Source organism: Paenibacillus allorhizosphaerae (assembly GCF_042659105.1).
GTDB lineage: Bacteria > Bacillota > Bacilli > Paenibacillales > NBRC-103111 > Paenibacillus_G > Paenibacillus_G allorhizosphaerae.
Genome location: NZ_JBHSRV010000001.1, coordinates 1,687,246 through 1,707,234, shown reverse-complemented (window position 1 = coordinate 1,707,234; position 19,989 = coordinate 1,687,246). Strand labels below are relative to the sequence as shown.

The window sequence follows — 19,989 nt, the reverse complement described above, 5'->3', positions numbered from 1 at the left end:
GCAGCCGGTTTATGGTTCAATCAGGGTTCGCGCTTGCGGCGCACAAAAGGCAAATACAGCAAAACGAATATAACCGCGGCTACCGCTTCAAGCGAAAGCAAGTACCAAGGCCATGGCCCCAAATAATCGAGCAACGATTGGCCGGGCGGCTTTTCGGCGACGAACAAATAATTACCTCCCGTGAGCCGATTGATAGGCACGATGACGGCAAGAAGCACATTGAGGATCAGCAGCACCCTCCAAATCGAACGCCATGTAGGACGATAGCCGTGAACCCAGGTCATATACAGCGCAACCCATACGATGGCGCCGTGGCCGACAAAGAAGTAAAAATACGTGAAATGCGGGAACCCGGACAAAATCGCTGCCGGCGTTAACAGTGCCTGAAGCGCACCGCCGATCCCTGCGAAGTATAAAAACTCATACAACCGATACGAGGGAAACAGCAGCACGATAATCGTCAAAATGTAGCTGATGCTGCATAGCTGTAGAGGAAGAGATTCCTCAAGCGAAAACCGCGCGTAATAAAAATACCAACCATACAGCAGCGCTTCAAACACAATGAGGATGAAACTCAGAGCAATCCGGATCGTTCGCACAGAGACGTCCCGTTGAAGTGGTCTTCGGTACAGGTACAGCAGCAGGATGAGCAGCGCAATGCCGGCTAGCGGAATGATATGCTGCGGAGTAAACATCATAAACGGGTAGCCGGTCTCGGAGAACCAGTCCATGTAGAACCCCCCTCCTTATAAAAGGAAAAATATGTTGCGTAACCGCCTTTTTACGCCAATCATTGCTGCTTATTCTTCATCCGGGCGGCACAAAGTAATGGTACACTAATCATAGTGGATGCGAGATCACCTTTCAACGCTCAATTGGAAGAAATGTGGAAAGGACGTTACCGATGCCTTACCAACCGTACATAGCGGCCGAGACACCCGCTCCGCCACCGGGGGCGCTTGTTTCCAGCCATAACCGCAGTCCGTTCGGCTATTCGTGCTGGCGTTCCTCGGGAACGAAAGATTGGCTTTTGATGTACACGATCTCAGGCGAAGGGTGCGTGAAAGAACAACGATACGAGCAGTTATGCCACTCCGGCGATATGATCGTGCTTCCGCCCGGAACGCCACACGATTATTTCACGACGCGAGGAAATGTGTGGAACATGATGTGGGTTCATTTCATCCCCAGACCGACGTGGGCCGCCTGGCTGCAATTGCCCAAAGTTTCGAAGAGCTTGTTGTTCCTGCACATCGAGGATGCCGCCGTACGCAGCCGCATCGAGTCCACCTTCACGAGCCTGATCGCGGATAACAAGGCAGTAATGAATCCGCTGTTCGAGGAACTCGCGCTCAATTCGCTGGAGGAAATTTTGCTCCTCGCTTCCAGCTTCCATTACAAGAAATCGTCGCATACGCTCGATCCGAGAATCCATGACGTGCTCGATCTGCTGTCTCACAACATTAAAGAGCCTGTTAGCGTGCCCGACTTGGCGAAAAGAGTGAACTTATCTCCATCCCGGCTGGCGCATTTGTTCAAAGAGCAAACGGGGGATTCCATTATAGAGACATTGCTGAAAATACGCCTGAAGCAAGCGGCTAGGCTGCTGGAGCTCACCTCTCGCCAGATTACGGAAATTGCCGAGGACGTCGGTTTTCAATCGCCCGACTACTTCACGAGCAAGTTCAAGCAGTACTTCGGCGTCAATCCCAGAACGTTCCGGAAAAATATGCAGAAATAGCAGAATCGTGAGGATTTACAGCCGGAATGGCAATTACGAATTTCGTCCCGTTTCCCTACAATGAAGGTAACATTTTTCTTGCTTTTGGCAGGAAGATGCCAGCTCTTAATGGCAGTACCGATAGGGTACGGGTTGGCTTGGGAGCGCATTGAAGTTGCCCAGATGAGGAGGATGAAAGATGTTATCGTACAAACAGGTTATGGATTATGAGCGTGACGGCTACGTGACGGTCGAAGGGGTATTCAGCCAAGAAGACGTCGATAAAATGATCGACGCCGTAGAAAACGGAGACCGGGTGGCGAGAACAGTAATGACGGGGCAGGCGGACGTATCCGGCAAAAACTCCAACTTGGCCATATGGCATGAGCTGGGAAGCGACATCTGGTCGGCGGCTTCTACGGCGCCTCGCGTCGTCAACTCGGTCCGCATTTTGCTCGGAGAGGATGCGGCCTTCTTTCACGGCAAAGTGATGCTGAAGGAGGCGAGAACCGGCGGGGCGTGGGAATGGCATCAAGATTACGGGTATTGGTATAATCAAGGATTCATATTCCCGAACATGATCAGCGCCTTCGTCGCACTCGATGAGGCAACGATAGAGAACGGCTGCTTGCAAGTATTGAGAGGGTCTCATCTGCTTGGCCGTCTCGATCACGGGAAGGTAGGCTCGCAAGTCGGCGTCGAACCGAGACGGCTTGCCCAGGTCGAATCGATGTTCGAGCGGGTGCATTGCGAGCTGAAGCCGGGCTCGGTGCTGTTCTTCCACAGCAATTTGCTGCACGCTTCCGCAGCGAACGAATCCGAGCGGCACCGCAGATCGTTCATCATGTGCTACACCGCCGTGTCGAATCCGCAAATTACGAAGAACGGCACCGTTTGGCGGACGTCATGCCCGATCAGCGCGGAGGGAGCCATTTTGGCCTGATCCTGCGACAGGCAGGGGCCGAAGCTTTCAGATGGTTGACCGCGCTTATTCCATGGCCTATCGCCAAGCTTCGCATAAGCGTTTCAAGACAATGGGTCCATTCCCCACGAGGGAAATGGACCCATTGTCTTGCATATCGAAAGAGACGTTTCTCGAACGCCGACCTTCCCGTTATTCGATCTGAGCGACAAAAGAATCGGGATCGAGCAGGCTCCAAGCGGCAGGAGGCTCTCCAAAATCCGGCACATCGAGCATTTCCCCGTCCCGTTTGGACGATTCATGGGCGATGAGCCCCGGCACCATATAATCGGCAGCTCTCCATGCATGGTTCGGAGGCAGCCGGTTCGTATGGACCGCCTTGGCGAAGTCGTCGGCCAAAAATTGATGCGATCCCAGATGTCCGTTCGGCATCCCGTTGTAGGAATCGGGAAGACGATAATGATGGTGCACCTTCGCCAGCGACGCATTGAAATCATGTGCTAACGTTTGGTGGACACCTTGTTCATCCAGTCGAACGCGTATGTTTTGGCATTGGAGCTGCGGGGTCAAATCTTCCACGGCCCCCCATTTCAAGCTGGTCCAGGCCGAGCCGCCGGCATGCTCCTCGTAGCTGCCTTGCGTGCCGAACATGCTCATGTATACGCTGTTTCGTCCGCCCCAGCCTACGCGACGAAACTCGTTAAGGCGCATCATCCCGCCGTCGGAGGTGCGTACGAGCGCGCTTTGGTTGCTGAATTCGTTGTCCCACAAATTGGCGCCTTTGCGGAATATTTCATCCTCGTGCTCGTCTTTATATCCGAGGCAGGACACCTTCGTCGCTTTGGCGCCTGTAACCGAAAGCACCATGCTGACCGAGTGCGTCGGGTAATGCATGGGCGGGATACCGGCTACCTTCTTCCAATCGGAGCCTCCGGAATATTGGAAAGCATTGTAAAATCCGTGCGACATATCATGTAAATATTGCGCTTCCCCGTACACGAATCCGCCGAATTTCCCTGTCTGGAACTGATCCCGGCAATATACAGTGCTAGGATAGTAGTAGCTCGTCTCACCGGTCATGTAGATGAGTCCGGTACGGTTCACTTCATCAATGATTTGCCCGATTTCCTCCAAGCTTTGGGCCATCGGTACGGCGCAATACACGTGCTTGCCGGACCGCAGCGCTTGGATCGCTTGGGGACCGTGAAGATGCCGCTGCGTGAATAAAGCCACCGCATCCACGTCGCTGCTCAGCAGCTCGTCGAGCGAAGCGTATGTGCGCTCCAGTCGAAACGCTTTGGCGAACTGCTCCCGCCGATCGGTCTGCAGCTCGGCGAGAGCCACTTCCTCGATATAAGGATGCGCCTGAAATAAAGGGATGAAGCATTTCGAAAATTGACCCGCTCCGACAACGCCCAGTTTAAATCCCACTTCGTAACCACTCCTTTGCATTCGCTATAGCATAAAATGATGTTTTTCGCGAAATGACGGTGACGCTCGCCTAACATGTTTCCTCTTTTATTGTAAGGAGCCGTGCGTCCAATGTATTTGGTTCAAACCTATAAATTTGTAACCAAAATCACAACGAGGATCAATTGTCTGGCGTATCCTTGAATAACGAAGCGCAAAACTCGGAGAGGCTCATGCCCGTTTTACGTTTGAATATTTTTCCGAAGGCGTGAATGTTGACATACCCGACCTCGCTTGCGATTTCGCTGAACGAGAGGCCGGACTGAAGCGCAAGCTCTTTGGCTTTCTCCAGCCGAATCCAGATGAGGTACTGCGTCGGAGACATCCCGAACGTTTTGCGGAATTGAACGATAATGTAATTGCGGCTCCAACCCGTCAGCTTCTCCAAATCGCGGTGGCCAAATCCTTCGCGGAAGTGGCTCGCTATATAATTGCGCACGAGAATAAGCTTCGCTTTATTGGCATCTTCCTTTTTGCTTGCCACAGGGTCGAGGGCGTTGCTCGCCGCGGACAGATGGAGCAAAATTTGCATGAGCAAATTTTGGCAGTGAAGCTGATGGTACAGCCCTGATTGGCGATAATGAAGCACGAGCTCGGACAGCTTGTTCTCCAAGGCGTGATTGGCGAAGTTGCCCATGTGGTGGTTAGCATCCGCGGAATCTGAACGGAGCAGGTCATGGATCGGAAAGGATGTGCTGCCGAAGTGGAAGACGATGGAAATGCATACGTAAGGCGTACCCGGCATCGTGCGGACATAGTGCTGCTCGTTCGGTCCGTGAAGCAGCAAATCGCCGCGATTCGTCACGTAGGACCGGTCCTGAATTACGTATTCCGCCGATCCCTCCAATACGTATTGCAGCTGGTATTGTTTGAGCCGTCTCGGTTTCAAACTCCATCCGTCCGGAGCGTGGAACATATGCGCAAGCGTCAAATAGGGAGGAAAATAATAGTCTTGCAGCTGCTCCAGCGTATCGTTAGGCTCGAGAAAATACAGTTTCTTGGACATGGCTTCCACCTCTGCCTCTATTGTACGTGCATTACGGGTCATATCCAAGATGAATATGATTTTGGTTACGACATTGTTACTTTGAACCAAATACTTTCGGGGAGAAGTTCTCTACAATGAATAATCGAAAGCGATGAAGGAGGAGGGGGAGGATCCGAATGTCATTGGCAGCGGAACGAAGAAATTACAGCCTTGCCGGGCCGGAGAACAAGCTTGCGCAGCAGAAAGGTCTTGCCGATGCGCACTGGTACACAAGCCCGGTGCCCAGATCGAGGCTGAAGCAGCTGATGAAGCGAAAAGACGGGCCGGCCATCCGAGATACGATGATCTGGTTTGCGTCACTGTTCGCCGCAGGCGTATGGGCGTATAACGCTTGGGGAACATGGTGGGCCGTCCCCGCATTTGCGCTTTACGGCATCCTTTACGCCACACCGGCCGACTCCAGGTGGCACGAGTGCGGGCACGGAACCGCATTCAAGACGGCATGGATGAACGAAGCGGTGTACCAGATCGCGTCATTTATGGTATTAAGGTCGGCTACGCCCTGGAGATGGAGCCACGCCCGGCATCATAGCGATACGTACATTGTCGGCCGTGACCCGGAAATTCTTACGGAGCGACCGCCGATTTGGAAAATCATGTTAATGCAAATATTCCACCTGTACGGAGGGCCGTTGGAAATCAAACGCTTCGTCCTCCATTGCTTCGGGAAAGTGGACAAGGAAGAGAACGAATATATACCCGAATCGGAGCGGCGCAAGGCATATCGGGAAGCGCGCATCTACTTGCTGATCCTTTTGTCGGTTGTCGCCTGGTCGGTGTATATTCAAAGTTTGCTGCCGCTCCTGTTGATCGGATTGCCTTCGTTCTACGGCAGCATCGTCGTGCTGCTCTTCGGAATGACGCAGCATTTGGGCTTATACGAAGACGTGCTCGATCATAGGTTAAACACACGCACCGTCTATATGAACCCCGTTCTCCGGTTCCTTTACTGGAACATGAACTATCATATCGAGCATCATATGTTTCCGATGGTTCCTTACCATGCCTTGCCCCAATTGCATGAGGAAATGAAAGCGGACTGCCCGCCTGCGTGCCGCAGCTTCATGTCCGCGCTCTTCGAGGTGGTGACTGCGCTTGTGAAACAAGGGAAAGACCCCGCGTTTACGCTGGTGCGTCCGCTGCCGGGCACGGCGCGCCCTTACAAGTACGGGCTGGAACACGATACAGCGCCGGAACAAACGGTAACGGCCCAACCGGCGGCGACGGGAGGACTCACGCATGGAATTTGACGGATGGATCGAAGCTTGCTCCGCCGATGACATCGCACTCGAGGATGTCATTCGGTTTGATTATGGCAACCGGTCCTTTGCCATATACCGTACGGCGAACAACGAATATTTCGCCACCGACGGGTACTGCACGCATCAAAAAGTTCATTTGGAGGGAGGTTTGGTCATGGGACGGCTCATCGAGTGTCCCAAACACAACGGCAGGTTCGATCTATCGACCGGCGAGGCGAAGCGGGCGCCTGCTTGCACCGCCTTGCGATCCTATCCTGTCAAGGTCGCTTCGGGCAGTGTCTATCTAAAGCTCAACGATTAACATGAGAGCAGAGGAGAAGGAGGGGGAATTCCGTGAGCGAACCGTACGGCCGAATTCGGGAAACCGTCCATCGGGGCTTACCCTCGGTGGAGATGGAATCAAGCGAGGTGAAGCTGATCATGATCCCCGAGCTGGGGGGCAAAATCGTCTCGCTCCAGTATAAGCCGGGAGCAAAAGAATGGCTGGTCGACTCGGGGACGAGGGCATTGCAGCCGGCCGCCTACGGCTCCGAGTTTGTCGCGGCGGACATGAGCGGCTGGGACGAATGCTTCCCGACCATCGTCGCCTGCGCCTATCCGGCCGAAGGAGCTTTCAAAGGAACGATGCTGCCCGATCACGGGGAGCTGTGGTCCGTCCCATGGCGAGCGCATATGGAGAACGGGAAGCTTGTATGCAGCGCGGCGGGAAGAGCGCTTCCCTATGCGTTCAAACGCACGATGCATTTTCTCGATGAACGAACGCTGCGCTTCGATTACAAGGCGGCCAACTTGGGTGACGAGACGCTTTCGGTGCTGTGGGCGGCCCATCCGCAGTTTCTTTGCACGGAACACACGCGTATTGTTTTGCCGGTAGGGACGGAGAAGCTGCTCTGCGTCGACGGCGGCCGGACGCTGGAAACCGGACGATCTTACTGCTGGCCGACAGACAGAGGCATGCTGGACGCAACGTTCATCCGAGTAGGCCAGGCGTCGTTAAAAGATTGCCGCAAATATTATGTGGAAGGCCTGGTGCCCAAGGGATCGATTGGGCTCTACGAGCGGCAAAGCGGCAACTACATCGAGCTGGAATGGCAACCGGAAGCCGTTCCTTATGTCGGCGTGTGGATCGATGAGGGCGCGTTCAATGATCAGCCGGTTTGTGCTTTGGAGCCGAGCAATGGATATTATGACGCATTAAGCGATGCTTACCGGAGAGGAACGCTGCTTCGGATCGGCGCCGGACAGACGTCGAAATGGCATCTTGACATACGGTTGGGGTGCGAGGCCGATTTTGTTAACGACATTTTGTAAGCGCTTTATAACTGGCTGTTATTTATCCAGGCAGCAGTATGTTTAGGGTTTGCGTTTCTTCATCGTGTCTATGCTCTCAAATAGTGAAGGCTCAGCGGTGGACAGCACCGTCATAATGGGAGGTATATCGCATGAATCAGAAGAACGGTTGGATCATGGCAGCCATCCTGCTTACTTTGTCCATGACAGCGGGGTGCAGCAGTAGTCAAGCGGCGGTTGAGAAAGGAACGGGAGGGAAAGGAGCGGAGGGGACAAATAAAGAAAACTCCGGTCCGCCTGCGGTAAGCACGGAACCTGTTACCTTGAACATCCTGGCTTCGGCGTATCAAGTGGATTTTGAAACGATGCTGATCGATCCGGTGAAGAAAAAATATCCGAACATTACATTGAACGTGATGGCGACGGGGACAGGGAAGAACATCCAGGACCTGGTCGCAGCCGGGAATACGCCGGATTTATTCGCTGGATACACCGGCATGATGCCGGCGCTCAAACAGCTGGACGTACTCGACAACCTCGAACCGCTTGTCAAGAAGTTCCGAGTCGATCTGGACCGGTACGAGCCCGCTGTCATCGACGCGATCAAGGTATCGGGCAACAACAATGAATTGTCCGGATTGCCTTTTAACCTACAGTTGAACGCGCTTTATTACAACAAAGATATTTTCGATCGATTCGGCGTTCCCTATCCGAAGGACGGCATGACGTGGGACGATGCGATCGAGCTTGCCAGAAAATTGACCCGGACCGAGGGCGGCGTAGCGTACCGCGGGCTGGACCCGGAAAGCTTTACGCGCATTTTTTATCCCAGGTCCGTCAACATTGTAGACCCTAAGACGAATAAGGCGGCGGTGAATAACGAGCAGTGGAAGACCGTCTTCGATCTGGGGAAAAGAATCCTTTCGATTCCCGGAAACGAGCGGAAGGAATCGAGTCCGATCAATGAATTTCGCAAATCAAAAACGCTAGCGATGCTGCCGAGCTACAACTTTTTTAGCGATATGAAAGAAGCGAGTGAATCTGGGTTGAACTGGGACGTGGCGCAGTATCCGAGCTACAAGGACCGGCCGAATATTTACGGGATGGTCGACCCGTGGATCATGTTCGTAGCGAAGACAAGCAAGCATAAGGACGCTGCCATGCAGGTGCTCGAAGTGCTGACCTCGAATGAGGTGATGCTGCAGATGGCGAAAAATACCGCAAAGCTCCCACCGCTGAAAAATCCGGAAATGAAAAAAGCACTGGGCGAGAACATGCCGTTCCTGAAAGGCAAAAGCATTGTATCGGTATTCAAGAGCCGTCCCGCACCTAACCCTTCGTTCACCAAATACGATACGGAAGCACAGAAATGGCTGGAAGCTTCGTTTTGGGATTACATCAGGGACAAGAAAGATATCAATACGGCGCTCAGGGACGCCGAGGAACAAATCAATCAGATCATAAGAGAATATTAAAATCGGCTGCTTTCACTCCTTGATATAGCTTGCGGCTATAACTGGATATAGTATAATTGATTGACACTATATCAAATGATCATGGTATCTTTAAAGAGGGATTCCGCAATGCAGAGCGAATAACTAAGGATACATGATCCATAGCCGAGTTATACTAAGTCGAGGATGTGGCACACAATGCTAAGAGATAAAATCGTGAACAAACAAGCCGGCATTTTAACATATGGCATGACGCCGCCAAAGGAATCGAATCCGCCGGAGAAAGTGGCTGAAATCTCGCAAAAGCAATGCGAAAGACTCAAAAATCTTGATATTGACGCATTGATTCTGTACGACGTGCAGGAAGAAGCGGACCGGGTCGAGCAAGAAAGACCGTTCCCGTATTCGCCGATGATCGATCCAACGGTATACAGCCATTACCTGGAACAATTAAACGTTCCGAAAATATTGTATCGCTGCGTCGGAAAATACACGGAGCCGCAATTGACCGATTGGATTCAAGCGGACCGCGGCCAAGACCGGTATTCCGTATTTGTCGGCGCTTCATCCGGCAAGCAAGAGGTAACGCTCCGTTTATCCGATGCTTACCGTCTTAGCAGACAACTGAATAACCGTATGCTTTTTGGCGGAGTCGTCATCCCCGAGCGCCATATGAAGAAAAATGACGAGCATATCCGCGTGGTGGATAAAATAAAAAGCGGCTGCGATTTCTTCGTTTCGCAGGCGACTTACGACGTTGAGGCGACCAAAGACTTCTTGTCCGACTATTATTATTATTCCAAGGAAAGCGGGCTGGAGATGGTGCCGATCATTATCAATATCGCGCCCTGCGGTTCGCAAAAAACGTTGGAGTTCATGAAGTGGCTCGGAATTAGCATTCCGAAATGGCTGGAAAACGACCTGAAGTATTCCCATGACGTCCTGGACCAGTCCATCCGGCTGTCTCAAAAAATATTCGAAGAAATACTGGATTTCGGACTGGAAAAAGGAATCCCGGTCGGGTGCAGTGTAGAGAGCGTATCGACGAGAAAAGTCGAAATCGAAGCATCCATTCAGTTGGTGAAAGATATTAAATCCATAATCGATAAGAAGCTGCTTGTCGCACTGTAATGATGAACAGGCATGGCTTCATTTACAGACAAGGGCTGCCGAATTGATCGGCGGCCTTTTTGAATATAACCATTTTCCCTGTTCACACGAAATCCACCAGACCGAACCGGAACTTGTCGTCTCTGCGATCAGCGAATTGTTGTACGGAGGATGCTGATGTTCTCTGGGTGGAGATCGATCAAAAGCTTATTTTATCTACGAAATCAAAGACGATAGAGGACGTAAGAAACATAGTCAGGAGAAGGATAACAATCAAATAAAGCACCGTGCTACGTCTGAAAGCGGATAATGGCGCATCGGAAGCATGCGCATAATGAGCCGCCGTTAAGCCGGACAGAATGCCCATGATGAGAAACCATGGTTCGTAAAACAACAGATCCCATAAAGCAAAGCGGTTCGTATCGACAATCCAGCCAGGCAGGTTAATGGTGATCACGCCTGCTAATAAAAGAGCCTTTGTAATCATGCCGGTTAGTCCGTGCGCAATTAAGAAGGCGGTACATAAAAGGGTAGGGACTAATATGACAAGACGCTGAATTTTTCGGCCTCCGATCAACGGCACCCATACAGGAACAACCTTGCCCCATGGCTTGACGAGCCCTATCAAGACGAATCCGCATAATAGGATTACAACACCCGCAATATAGCTTGCCATGCTAAATGACTCCGGGTCATCAGGTTGACCGAAACCGCCGATAAAACCGTCGACGGCTTCATAGAATCGGACAAATACGGCATACATAAGCGCCCAGAAACAACCGGCGTAAGCAGGCCAAGCGGATGTCTTTGTAAAACGTTCAAAGGCATTCAAAATTTGTGATGACGGCGTATCATTCATTGTCATTTTGGACATTTTTACATGCTCCTTTCTTCTTTCGGGGACTGCAACCGGAAGGCGGCGCAATACGGCTCACTCTAATTTGGTAGGCCAAAGCGGCCAGGCTAATCGTGATCCCCCATGTGAAAAATCCTCCATATACAGGAATCAGTACCCATGGCTCAAAATCCGTGAAGTCGGAAAAGCGAATAGAACCCATAATAATTTTGTAAAATGTCACCATGCTGATGGTTGTGAATAACAATCCTCCGAGCCAAGCGGGGATGAGTGGCAACCAGCAAGGAACCTTCCGTCCGCCAACGAGCGGCAACCCTTGAGGGATCATCCGTCCCCAAGGTCGAACCAGCGCGAGCGCGAGCAGAGAGGCGATGATAGCTAAAATGGCGGTGATGTCGATTCCGTAGGAATACAGCAAACCGCTGACCGGATCGGCGACGGTTCTCATGGATGCGTGCAATTCCTCTATGCCTTTCTCGGATACGAGTAGAGGGACTCCAGTCGCCCAAACCGTCTTTAATAGGGCATAGGGAATGAGGGCGACGGATGCGGCGTATCCCCATTTTTTAGACAACAGCGATTTACTGCATGATTTTCGTTTCATGTTATCGTCCTCCAGCAATGATGCATCCTTCTCTGATTCGTTCTCTTGATGTTACATCAGAGCCGTCGGTTTGAAACGCGTCTGCAGATCTGTTCCAACACGCGTCCGGAGATGTGTTATTGGCAGGAAAGAACCGGTGGAGACGACGACAGAAAACTCTAGGGCGATGAATGTGTGTCTTAAATGGAGAGGGATTACGTTGGAAAGCGCTATGAACTCAATCAATCACGAGGTTTCGAGGCTGAGGAGATAGAGGCGGTGAAGTCGAGAAGAGAAGAAGCGATCTCGCTTCCTCCCTAATCCGGACGCATAAGTCCTTTCTCCCAAGCAAAAACTGCTGCTTTGGTACGGTCCAGCATATGCAGCTTGCTTAATATATTGCTGACGTGGCCTTTAACGGTCTTTTCGCTGATGATTAATTGCGCGGCGATCTCTGCGTTGGAAAGTCCGCCGGCAATTAGACGCAGCACTTCGAGTTCACGTTCGCTCAGTTCGGCGAATGGATTGGAATCCGTCCGTTTCGTGACTCGAATCTCCTGAACAACACGCGCGGCTACGCGCGGATGCATCATCGATTCGCCGAGTACGGCTCTTCGCACCGTTTCAACCAATTGACCGGGATCGATATCTTTCAGCACATAGGAAATCGCCCCTGCGCGCAGCGCCGGAAAGATGTGCTGATCTTCGTGAAACGAAGTCAGCACGATCACTTGCGAGCGCGGACTGACTTGTTTCACGCGCTGCGTAGCCTCTACGCCATCGATACCGGGCATCACCAAATCCATGATCACGATATCGGGCACAAGTTCGGCAGCCATGTGCACGGCGTGCTCTCCCGAATCGGCCTCGCCGACCACAAGGAAGTCAGGTTGAAGCTTGAATAGCGCGTGCAGGCCTTGTCTTACAATCGCGTGATCGTCAACAATCAGAATCGTGATCGGTTCCATTTTTGTCATTCTCGCTCACCCCATGAATGAAGAATTCCACCTTGTTCATTTTTAATTACGATCTTGAAGCCCATTTTGTGTGCAGTGTACCGTTATGATCGTGCCGTTGCCCTTCTCGCTGCGGATATCGATATGCCCACCCAGAGCCTGTACACGTTCGCGCATGGAGGACAACCCAATGCCTTGCCGATCTTCATTCTCGGCATCAAAGCCGCAGCCGTTATCTCTGATGGAAAGCGCCATCGTCTCAGCGCATTCCAGATGCAGCCTTACAGCGCTTGCCCCGCTGTGACGGGCCGTATTGGACAACGCCTCCTGCGTGATTCGGAACAAGGCTTCTTCGATCATTGGGGAGATCGGATGTTCGCCCACTACTTTTAGATCTGCAGAAATTCCGGTTTGCTCTTGCCACGTATGCACATAATCTTCAAGAGCGCGCGTTAAACTTTTACCTTGCATGGCAACCGGCCGCAATTCCGATATGAGTGCGCTCAGTTCCCGCTGCATGTGGCTGATCAAATGCTCCGCCTCTGCCAAATGCGATCGTGCGGCCTCCCCGTCTTGTCCGATCAAGGATTTTCCGGTATTTACCCAGATCGAGAGCGCAAACATCTGCTGTTTGATGCTATCGTGCAGTTCCCGGGCCAAACGGTTGCGCTCCTCCATCGTGGCCAGATCGTGTCTCGTCCTCAGCAGCTGCTTCAGCTGTTCCGCCATTTGATTGAGCCGATGTACCAATTGCCCCAATTCGTCACCGGAAGGATCGTTTATGAAAGTAGTAAAATCTCCTTGGCTCCATCGATTCGCAGAGGTCAATATCTTTTGAATCCGGCGAACAAGACTTCGCGAAGTGACAATTCCAAAAGCGAGACCGACAATCGCCGCCCCTATAAAAAAGCCGATTAAACTAATGCCAAAAAACTGAAAGGCTTTGGGCATAAAATCCCGGAATTTTTGAGAAGAAAAACGTATATGCTCCGCTTTCACCACCAAGGCTCCCCTAATCGCCAATTTATTGGCAATCGGAGCAACAATATAGACAGCCTCTTTTTCCTTATATGTGTATGTTGCTGCCGCTTCAACCGCGGAATGATCAAGTGACAATACGGTCCGTATGTGTTGCTCTACGCTTGTGGGAAGACCAAACCTTGTCTTATCTTCAGAAGAGGCATCGTCGGCAATGGCGATCAGTCGGCCGTCAGAATCGACGGCCGCGGAATATCCTTGAAATTCTGTGCCCATTTCGAGCGGCCAATCTTTTAAAGCTTGATATAGCTTGTCTTGGTTAATGAACGGTCCGCTAAAGTTAACCGCTGCATTTTGCGCTACCGAGCCTACCTGAGTGGCAAGCATTCGATGTGTATTAAAGTTCATATAGCCGTAAAAACCAAGGACGACCATCATTTCGAGCAGGAGCATGACAATAATCGTGGTAAGAATATAATATAGCGTTAATTTCCATTGCAATCGATGGAATCGCTTAGAATAATCGGGTGGCACGTCGATTTCCATTCCTTCCTTATCTCAAATTGCTCGACTACGGTCTTTGCGTTCGGGTACTGAAAGACCGAAATCTTGTTATGAATCCAGTTGATTCTGACGTAAGCTCCCATATTTCGTTGCTTCCTGCTAAGGTTCTCATAAAATACTGTAGCATAAAAGCGCTCGAATGACGAAGGGCGGGAATTGTCCGGGTAAATGGACCGCGGCGGCGAATTATACGGTTAATTTGGGTATTGCTTTCCATTTGCCGTTTGGATATAATGACTTTTATCTTAATAAGTCAACGAAATTCGATGAAGAGAAAGAGTACGTTATCCGATTGTTCTACAGAGAGTTGGGTCAGGTGAAAGCCAACGTTCAAGCGATAACCGAAAGCCATCTCCGAGAAGCAGGCTGAAATCGAGTAGGTGCTGCCGCATGTCCAGCGTTAACGGGAACGCGTATTGATGGATACGTGAACGGAGTGTCGCTTCGCGATGAAGCGGAACTAGGGTGGTAACACGGGTATATAAACTCGTCCCTTTTGGGGCGGGTTTTTTTGTTTTTTAACAAAAGGAGGAAAATAAGATGACGCAAACGCAATTATCCATATCGGACCTATTGTCCCCGGCCGTACGCGAAATGCAGCCTTCCGGCATTCGCAAATTTTTTGACTTTGCGGTAAATCGAAAGGATGTCATTTCGCTCGGCATCGGCGAGCCGGATTTCGTAACGCCGAAGCGAATTCGAGATGCCTGCGTCCAGGCGCTCGAGAAAGGAATGACCTCGTACACGACGAATGCGGGACTTCCCGAGCTTCGAGAGGCGATTGCCGATTATTTGCACACCGGTTTTCAGGTACAATACGATCCGAACTGCGAAGTGCTGGTCACGGTAGGCAGCAGCGAGTCGATCGACCTTGCCTTGCGCGCCTTGATCACGGAAGGTGATGAAATTTTGATCCCTACACCCTGCTATGTGCCGTATTCGCCGATCGCGTTTCTCGAAGGAGGGAAACCGGTCCATGTGGAGACGTACGCGCAAGACCAGTTCAAGCTCAAGGCGGAAGCGCTGGCTGCGAAAGTGACACCCCGCTCCAAAGTGCTTGTGCTCTGCTATCCGAACAATCCGACCGGGGCGACCATGACGTACGAGGACTGGCTCCCTATCGCGAAAATCGCGGAGGAGCATAATTTGATCGTGATCTCGGATGAAATTTACGCCGAGCTGACGTATGGCGAGAAGCATGTAAGCATTGCCTCCCTTCCCGGCATGAAGGAGCGAACGCTATTGGTCAGCGGCTTTTCCAAAGCTTTTGCCATGACCGGCTGGAGGATCGGTTACGTATGCGGCCACCAAGAGCTGATTTCGGCGATGCTGAAAATACATCAGTACACAGTCATGTGTGCGCCGGTTCTGGGGCAAGTGGCCGCGCTCGAATCGCTGAGACATGGAATGGAGGAGAAGGATCGGATGATTGAGGTGTATAACCGGCGCCGCCAGGCATTCGTTCGCGGACTGAGCCAGATCGGATTGACCTGTCATGAGCCGTTGGGTTCGTTTTACGCCTTTCCCTCCATTGCGCGGACCGGGCTAAGCTCGGAACAATTCGCTCAGCGGTTGCTGCAGGAGGCGGGCGTCGTCACGGTTCCCGGTCATGTATTCGGTCCGGGCGGCGAAGGGCATGTCCGCTGCTCCTATGCCACGTCGCAGGAGCAGCTGGATCGCGCCTTGGAACGAATGGATACGTTCATGAAGCAATATGTTTAGAGGAAAGAGCCGTAAAGGAGGCTTGACGGATGAGGGAAACGATCATAAAAAGATTGTCCGAATGTACGCTGGTAGAAGCGCTGGAAGCGTGGAACAAAGGCTTTGAAGGGTATTTCATCGATGCGACGATGACGCTGGACGCGTTTCTTGCGCGGATGGTGAATGAAGGATTGTCCCCGGCGCTATCGGTCGTCGCATTCGTCGACGGCAAGCCTGCGGGTATCGTGCTGAACGGAGTCCGGACGATTCGCGGCGACAAAATCGCCTGGAACGGAGGAACCGGGGTCGCTCAGGCGTATCGAGGGCAAGGGATCGGCAAAAAACTGATGCAAGCGTCACTCGATATATATCGAGAGGAAAAAGTGAACATTGCGACGTTGGAAGCGATTCGGGCAAATGCGCCCGCGATCGAGCTGTACAAACGGATGGGCTACAGCATCGTCGACCGCTTGGCGGTGCTCCAGCATAAGGGAATGTACGAGTCATCTGCGGAACAAAAGGCCTACTACGTCGCAGTAACAGGAAGGACGCAGGAGGCGGCGCGCCTTCCCTTTTACGAAGCGATGACCGCCTGGCAAACGCAGTGGCCGAGCATTCGCGACGGGGAGTTGCTGGTCTTGACCGATACCGATGGGCAGGAGGCGGCGTACTGCCTATACCGTCACGGCTTTGACTCCTCTGGTGCGCATGTGTCGGCGACCTTATTTCAATGCGTGGTAAAGCCGGGCCGCCCGGACCGGGATAAGCTGGTGCGCTGCGCGCTGGCCCATACCTTCGGCTCGCCCCGCGAGTTGACGCGAAGAGCGTTCAATCTTCCGCTTGATCATGACGCGGTTCGCCTGCTGCTCAGCGCAGGCTTTGAGTTGACGTCGGAGCAGGTGATGATGACGAGGATGTTGGAGTAACGCGTCAGGTAGACGTCGAGGAGGCGGAACCCATTCCAAAAGGAAACAGCGGCGGCGAGGACTTTAAGATAATATTTAGGCTACCGCTGTTTTTTCTTTCGCTATCACTCTCCGTTCTTTCAAAGATAATATCGTCAACATCGAGACTCCCTACTCTTAAAACAAACTGTAGGGACTCTATGCCTATTGATGTCATACACGAGAATAATAATATTCTCGTCATTGAATTAAATTTTCGAAAGAGTAAAGGCAAAAAGAATCCTAAAGGCATCAAAATGATCACATTTCCAAAAAGGTTATTAAACCAAGTATGAAAAAACGGAACGAAGTTGACTTGGAAAAAACGACATTCTTTTGGGATAATGACTCTTCCCAAGAAGAAGATTTTTATAGAATAGAGGGTATAAACGATAAAAAGTATACTAGTGAAAATGCGCATCACGCGATTTTGCAATTGCAAATCTCCGTCTTTAACTACCTCCAAGTCTAAACCGTCTCTGATTCTACCATTATACAATATATGGATTTTATGTTTATGACCTATTTGCAAATGCTCCCGTTTCACCAATCACGTCACCATGCGAGCTCGTTCGTCGCATCCGTTCATGAAAAATCCACTGTCCCCATATATTGAGTTAAGAGGACAGGCGTCACCGAACGCTGAAGCTGAATGAGGTGTAATCACATGGCGATGAGAATGGATATCGATCCGTTAATTCTGGATATTACCGGGATGACGTGCGCTGCGTGCTCCGCCCGTATTGAGAAAGTCGTCGGGCGGATGGACGGTGTGGAGGAGGTCGGCGTCAACCTTGCACTGCAGCGCGCTCGGATCGTATACGACGAAAGTAGGGTCGGCCCCGCGCAAATCGAAGATAAAATTCGCGGTCTTGGGTACGGCGTACTCAAGAAGGAGGCGAACACACCATCGCGCGAAGAGGCCAGAGCGCAGGAAGCGGGCAAGTTGAAAGCAAGATTGCTATGGTCGGCGCTGCTGACTTTACCGTTCTTGTGGGCGATGGCCGGCCATCATGCGGCGACATCGTTCATTTGGGTTCCTGAGCTGCTGGTCAACCCGTGGTTTCAGCTCGCGCTGGCAACGCCGGTGCAGTTTGTGATCGGGTACCCGTTCTATTACCGCGCGTATCAGGCGCTGCGAAGCAAAACCGCGAACATGGACGTACTCGTCGTGATGGGAACGACAGCGGCTTACTTGTACAGCCACTACCTGATCTTTCACCCGAGCAAGATCGAGTCGGTCCATCACGGAATCCCGCTGTACTTTGACAGCAGCGCGATGATCATCACCATCGTACTGTTCGGCAAATGGCTGGAAGCGAGCGCGAGGAAGCATACCGACAGCAGCCTGAGACAGCTGGAGCGGCTTCAAGTGAAGACGGCGCGGGTCGTGCAGGGCGCTCACGAAATCGAAGTGCCGATCGATCGCGTCTCGGCCAGCGATGTGCTGCGCATCCGTCCCGGCGAGGTGATCCCGGTAGACGGCGTCGTTACCGAAGGGCAGGCGGCTGTCGATGAATCGGCCGTTACCGGCGAGAGTTTGCCGGCGAGCAAAAGTGTCGGCGATTCGGTCGTCAGCGGCACCGTCAATACGGATGGGGTGCTGATCGTAAAAGCGACCCGGACGGGAGGCGAGACGACGATTGCCGGCATGCTGCGGCTGCTCGAAGAGGCGCAAGAGACGAAGCCGCCGATTCAGCGTCTTGCCGACCGGCTGTCCGGCATTTTCGTTCCGGTCGTCGTCTGCATCGCCGCCGCCGCATTTCTACTCAGCTATTACGCGCTGAAACCGGGGGCACTCGGCGAAGCGCTCGTGACGGCAATAGCCGTGCTCGTCATCGCCTGTCCGTGCGCACTTGGACTCGCAACGCCGATCTCTATCTGGGTCGGAACGGGAAGAGCCGCATTGTCCGGCGTATTGTTCAAGAACGGCGCCCATCTGGAGCAGTTGAATCACGCCGATACGCTGCTGATCGATAAGACCGGCACCTTGACGGAAGGCAGGCCTGCCATTACGGCCATTCACCCGGCGAGCGGTTCGGAGCATGCGCTGCTGCAAATCGCCGCCGCCGCCGAGCAATTTTCCGAGCATCCGTATGGCGTCGCCGTTGTTGCGGAAGCCCGGCGAAGAGGACTAACCGTTCCGGCATGCTCCGCGTTTCAAGCGGTTCCCGGCAGCGGGATCCGGGCGGAGGTGGGAGGGCGGCAAGTGATGGTCGGTTCGATGAAATGGTTCGGGGAGCAGGGACTTCGCATTGGCGTTCCTGGAGGATCGCCGCCGCTGCTTGGGCAAGAACGATCCGTCTTGTGCGTCGCCGTCAACGGGAAGTGGGCGGGCGCGATATCGCTTGCCGATCCGCTGAAGCTCACCTCAAGATCGGCCGTCAAGCAGCTGCGTAAGCTGGGGCTGCGAATCCTGATGGTAACGGGTGACCGCAAAGAAACGGCAAGAGCCGTCGCCGTACAGACGGGCATTCAGGAAGTATACGCGGAGATGCTGCCCGAGGATAAGCTTCAGCTCGTGAAACGGCTGCAGGAGAAAGGAAAAATCGTAATGATGGCCGGGGACGGGATGAACGACGCTCCCGCGATGGCCGCCGCCAATATCGGTGTAGCGATGGGATCGGGAACCGATTTGACGAAAGCATCGGCTGATCTGTATTTGATGAAAAATGACCTGCGCGGTATCGCGCAGGCGATGCGAATCAGTCGGCTGACGATCAATAACATCCGCCAAAATCTGGCCCTCTCGCTGTTGTATAACGCGATCGCGATTCCGTTTGCCGTCATGGGGCGGCTGGAGCCCTGGATGGCCTGCACGGCGATGGCGTTCAGCTCCGTCACCGTCATCGTCAACGCCTTGAGGCTAAGGCGGGCGTAAGTCATACTGGCTTCGTTTCCATCAGCTTGTGCAGCAGAAGCGTGCGGTTCGTTACATCGAATTTGTGAAACATCGATTTCATCTCAGTGCAGCAAAAAATGGACTCGGTTCACGAAGCGATGTCGAACATATCCCATATTTTGAAATGGGTACAGGAGGTTTCGGCCCAGACGCAGATGCTGTCGCTCAATGCGGCCCCCTTTTTGCAATTGTGTAATTTATTTGTAGAAAATGTGAATGATTTTTGAAC

18 protein-coding genes and 1 other annotated feature are annotated in these 19,989 nt (G+C 52.4%); of the genes, 10 read left to right on the top strand and 8 right to left on the bottom strand.

The window, feature by feature from the left end; genetic code table 11:
- Positions 1–20: 20 nt before the first annotated feature.
- Entirely contained in the window at positions 21–731 is a 711-nt protein-coding gene (locus ACFQI7_RS07475) for a YwaF family protein (RefSeq protein ID WP_218098637.1), read from the bottom strand.
- Between the two features lie 173 nt (positions 732–904).
- Between ACFQI7_RS07475 and ACFQI7_RS07470 the strand changes: the two genes are divergently transcribed.
- Together ACFQI7_RS07470 and ACFQI7_RS07465 are read left to right on the top strand one after the other, a co-directional pair.
- The gene (locus tag ACFQI7_RS07470) at positions 905–1,741 is read left to right on the top strand and encodes a helix-turn-helix domain-containing protein (RefSeq protein ID WP_218098636.1); all 837 of its coding nucleotides are present in this window, start codon (positions 905–907) and stop codon (positions 1,739–1,741) included.
- Between the two features lie 178 nt (positions 1,742–1,919).
- Complete coding sequence (locus ACFQI7_RS07465) at positions 1,920–2,663, top strand: phytanoyl-CoA dioxygenase family protein (protein WP_218098635.1); 744 nt, start codon at positions 1,920–1,922, stop codon at positions 2,661–2,663.
- A 171-nt stretch (positions 2,664–2,834) separates the two neighbouring features.
- Here the strand turns inward: ACFQI7_RS07465 and ACFQI7_RS07460 are convergent, their stop codons facing one another.
- Together ACFQI7_RS07460 and ACFQI7_RS07455 are read right to left on the bottom strand one after the other, a co-directional pair.
- Positions 2,835–4,073 (bottom strand): Gfo/Idh/MocA family protein, encoded by a 1,239-nt coding sequence (locus ACFQI7_RS07460; protein WP_218098634.1) that lies wholly within the window; start codon positions 4,071–4,073, stop codon positions 2,835–2,837.
- A gap of 160 nt (positions 4,074–4,233) precedes the next feature.
- Positions 4,234–5,118, bottom strand: a complete 885-nt coding sequence (locus tag ACFQI7_RS07455) for a helix-turn-helix domain-containing protein (protein ID WP_218098633.1) — start codon at positions 5,116–5,118, stop codon at positions 4,234–4,236.
- A 158-nt stretch (positions 5,119–5,276) separates the two neighbouring features.
- Here ACFQI7_RS07455 and ACFQI7_RS07450 point away from each other — a divergent pair, with 158 nt between their 5' ends.
- The 5 genes from ACFQI7_RS07450 (at position 5,277) to ACFQI7_RS07430 (ending at position 10,297) form a co-directional block, all read left to right on the top strand.
- Positions 5,277–6,410: a fatty acid desaturase family protein gene (locus ACFQI7_RS07450; RefSeq protein WP_218098632.1), complete on the top strand. Its 1,134-nt coding sequence runs from the start codon at positions 5,277–5,279 to the stop codon at positions 6,408–6,410.
- Positions 6,400–6,723, top strand: coding sequence for a MocE family 2Fe-2S type ferredoxin (locus ACFQI7_RS07445; protein ID WP_218098631.1), 324 nt, complete (start codon positions 6,400–6,402; stop codon positions 6,721–6,723). Before ACFQI7_RS07450 ends, ACFQI7_RS07445 begins: the two co-directional genes overlap by 11 nt.
- 32 nt (positions 6,724–6,755) lie before the next feature.
- On the top strand, positions 6,756–7,733 hold the full coding sequence (locus ACFQI7_RS07440) for an aldose epimerase family protein (RefSeq protein ID WP_218098630.1): 978 nt from the start codon (positions 6,756–6,758) through the stop codon (positions 7,731–7,733).
- Positions 7,734–7,864: 131 nt separating this feature from the next.
- Positions 7,865–9,187 carry an ABC transporter substrate-binding protein gene (locus ACFQI7_RS07435; RefSeq protein ID WP_218098629.1) on the top strand — a complete coding sequence of 441 codons (1,323 nt, stop codon included), beginning with the start codon at positions 7,865–7,867 and terminating at the stop codon, positions 9,185–9,187.
- 177 nt (positions 9,188–9,364) lie between these two features.
- A complete protein-coding gene (locus ACFQI7_RS07430) occupies positions 9,365–10,297 on the top strand; it encodes a methylenetetrahydrofolate reductase (protein ID WP_218098628.1) in 933 nt (310 codons plus the stop codon).
- Between the two features lie 178 nt (positions 10,298–10,475).
- On the opposite strand, the gene ACFQI7_RS07425 is transcribed toward ACFQI7_RS07430, so the two are convergent.
- The 4 genes from ACFQI7_RS07425 to ACFQI7_RS07410 all read right to left on the bottom strand — a co-directional run bounded on the left by ACFQI7_RS07425 (position 10,476) and on the right by ACFQI7_RS07410 (position 14,195).
- Positions 10,476–11,150, bottom strand: coding sequence for a DUF3995 domain-containing protein (locus tag ACFQI7_RS07425; RefSeq protein WP_218098627.1), 675 nt, complete (start codon positions 11,148–11,150; stop codon positions 10,476–10,478).
- On the bottom strand, positions 11,128–11,736 hold the full coding sequence (locus tag ACFQI7_RS07420; protein WP_218098626.1) for a hypothetical protein: 609 nt from the start codon (positions 11,734–11,736) through the stop codon (positions 11,128–11,130). Before ACFQI7_RS07420 ends, ACFQI7_RS07425 begins: the two co-directional genes overlap by 23 nt.
- A gap of 296 nt (positions 11,737–12,032) precedes the next feature.
- Positions 12,033–12,692, bottom strand: coding sequence for a response regulator (locus ACFQI7_RS07415; protein WP_218098625.1), 660 nt, complete (start codon positions 12,690–12,692; stop codon positions 12,033–12,035).
- 42 nt (positions 12,693–12,734) lie between these two features.
- Positions 12,735–14,195, bottom strand: a complete 1,461-nt coding sequence (locus ACFQI7_RS07410; RefSeq protein ID WP_377516734.1) for a sensor histidine kinase — start codon at positions 14,193–14,195, stop codon at positions 12,735–12,737.
- A gap of 275 nt (positions 14,196–14,470) precedes the next feature.
- Positions 14,471–14,711, top strand: a binding site (T-box leader).
- 42 nt (positions 14,712–14,753) lie between these two features.
- Here ACFQI7_RS07410 and ACFQI7_RS07405 point away from each other — a divergent pair.
- On the top strand, positions 14,754–15,935 hold the full coding sequence (locus ACFQI7_RS07405) for an aminotransferase class I/II-fold pyridoxal phosphate-dependent enzyme (RefSeq protein WP_218098624.1): 1,182 nt from the start codon (positions 14,754–14,756) through the stop codon (positions 15,933–15,935).
- Positions 15,936–15,964: 29 nt separating this feature from the next.
- A complete protein-coding gene (locus ACFQI7_RS07400; RefSeq protein ID WP_218098623.1) occupies positions 15,965–16,840 on the top strand; it encodes a GNAT family N-acetyltransferase in 876 nt (291 codons plus the stop codon).
- 4 nt (positions 16,841–16,844) lie between these two features.
- On the opposite strand, the gene ACFQI7_RS07395 is transcribed toward ACFQI7_RS07400, so the two are convergent.
- Positions 16,845–17,279: a VanZ family protein gene (locus ACFQI7_RS07395; protein WP_377516754.1), complete on the bottom strand. Its 435-nt coding sequence runs from the start codon at positions 17,277–17,279 to the stop codon at positions 16,845–16,847.
- A gap of 246 nt (positions 17,280–17,525) precedes the next feature.
- Here ACFQI7_RS07395 and ACFQI7_RS07390 point away from each other — a divergent pair, with 246 nt between their 5' ends.
- Positions 17,526–19,739: a heavy metal translocating P-type ATPase gene (locus ACFQI7_RS07390; RefSeq protein WP_218098621.1), complete on the top strand. Its 2,214-nt coding sequence runs from the start codon at positions 17,526–17,528 to the stop codon at positions 19,737–19,739.
- Positions 19,740–19,989: the final 250 nt, after the last annotated feature.

Excerpts from the sequence above, each read along its gene's own strand:
- ACFQI7_RS07400 (WP_218098623.1), top strand. The coding sequence starts at position 15,965 with ATGAGGGAAACGATCATAAAAAGATTGTCCGAATGTACGCTGGTAGAA.
- ACFQI7_RS07415 (WP_218098625.1), bottom strand. The coding sequence starts at position 12,692 with ATGACAAAAATGGAACCGATCACGATTCTGATTGTTGACGATCACGCG.
- ACFQI7_RS07470 (WP_218098636.1), top strand. The coding sequence starts at position 905 with ATGCCTTACCAACCGTACATAGCGGCCGAGACACCCGCTCCGCCACCG.
- ACFQI7_RS07465 (WP_218098635.1), top strand. The coding sequence starts at position 1,920 with ATGTTATCGTACAAACAGGTTATGGATTATGAGCGTGACGGCTACGTG.
- ACFQI7_RS07425 (WP_218098627.1), bottom strand. The coding sequence starts at position 11,150 with ATGTCCAAAATGACAATGAATGATACGCCGTCATCACAAATTTTGAAT.
- ACFQI7_RS07450 (WP_218098632.1), top strand. The coding sequence starts at position 5,277 with ATGTCATTGGCAGCGGAACGAAGAAATTACAGCCTTGCCGGGCCGGAG.
- ACFQI7_RS07405 (WP_218098624.1), top strand. The coding sequence starts at position 14,754 with ATGACGCAAACGCAATTATCCATATCGGACCTATTGTCCCCGGCCGTA.
- ACFQI7_RS07435 (WP_218098629.1), top strand. The coding sequence starts at position 7,865 with ATGAATCAGAAGAACGGTTGGATCATGGCAGCCATCCTGCTTACTTTG.
- ACFQI7_RS07420 (WP_218098626.1), bottom strand. The coding sequence starts at position 11,736 with ATGAAACGAAAATCATGCAGTAAATCGCTGTTGTCTAAAAAATGGGGA.
- ACFQI7_RS07410 (WP_377516734.1), bottom strand. The coding sequence starts at position 14,195 with ATGGAAATCGACGTGCCACCCGATTATTCTAAGCGATTCCATCGATTG.
- ACFQI7_RS07455 (WP_218098633.1), bottom strand. The coding sequence starts at position 5,118 with ATGTCCAAGAAACTGTATTTTCTCGAGCCTAACGATACGCTGGAGCAG.
- ACFQI7_RS07445 (WP_218098631.1), top strand. The coding sequence starts at position 6,400 with ATGGAATTTGACGGATGGATCGAAGCTTGCTCCGCCGATGACATCGCA.
- ACFQI7_RS07475 (WP_218098637.1), bottom strand. The coding sequence starts at position 731 with ATGGACTGGTTCTCCGAGACCGGCTACCCGTTTATGATGTTTACTCCG.
- ACFQI7_RS07395 (WP_377516754.1), bottom strand. The coding sequence starts at position 17,279 with ATGCGCATTTTCACTAGTATACTTTTTATCGTTTATACCCTCTATTCT.
- ACFQI7_RS07430 (WP_218098628.1), top strand. The coding sequence starts at position 9,365 with ATGCTAAGAGATAAAATCGTGAACAAACAAGCCGGCATTTTAACATAT.
- ACFQI7_RS07390 (WP_218098621.1), top strand. The coding sequence starts at position 17,526 with ATGGCGATGAGAATGGATATCGATCCGTTAATTCTGGATATTACCGGG.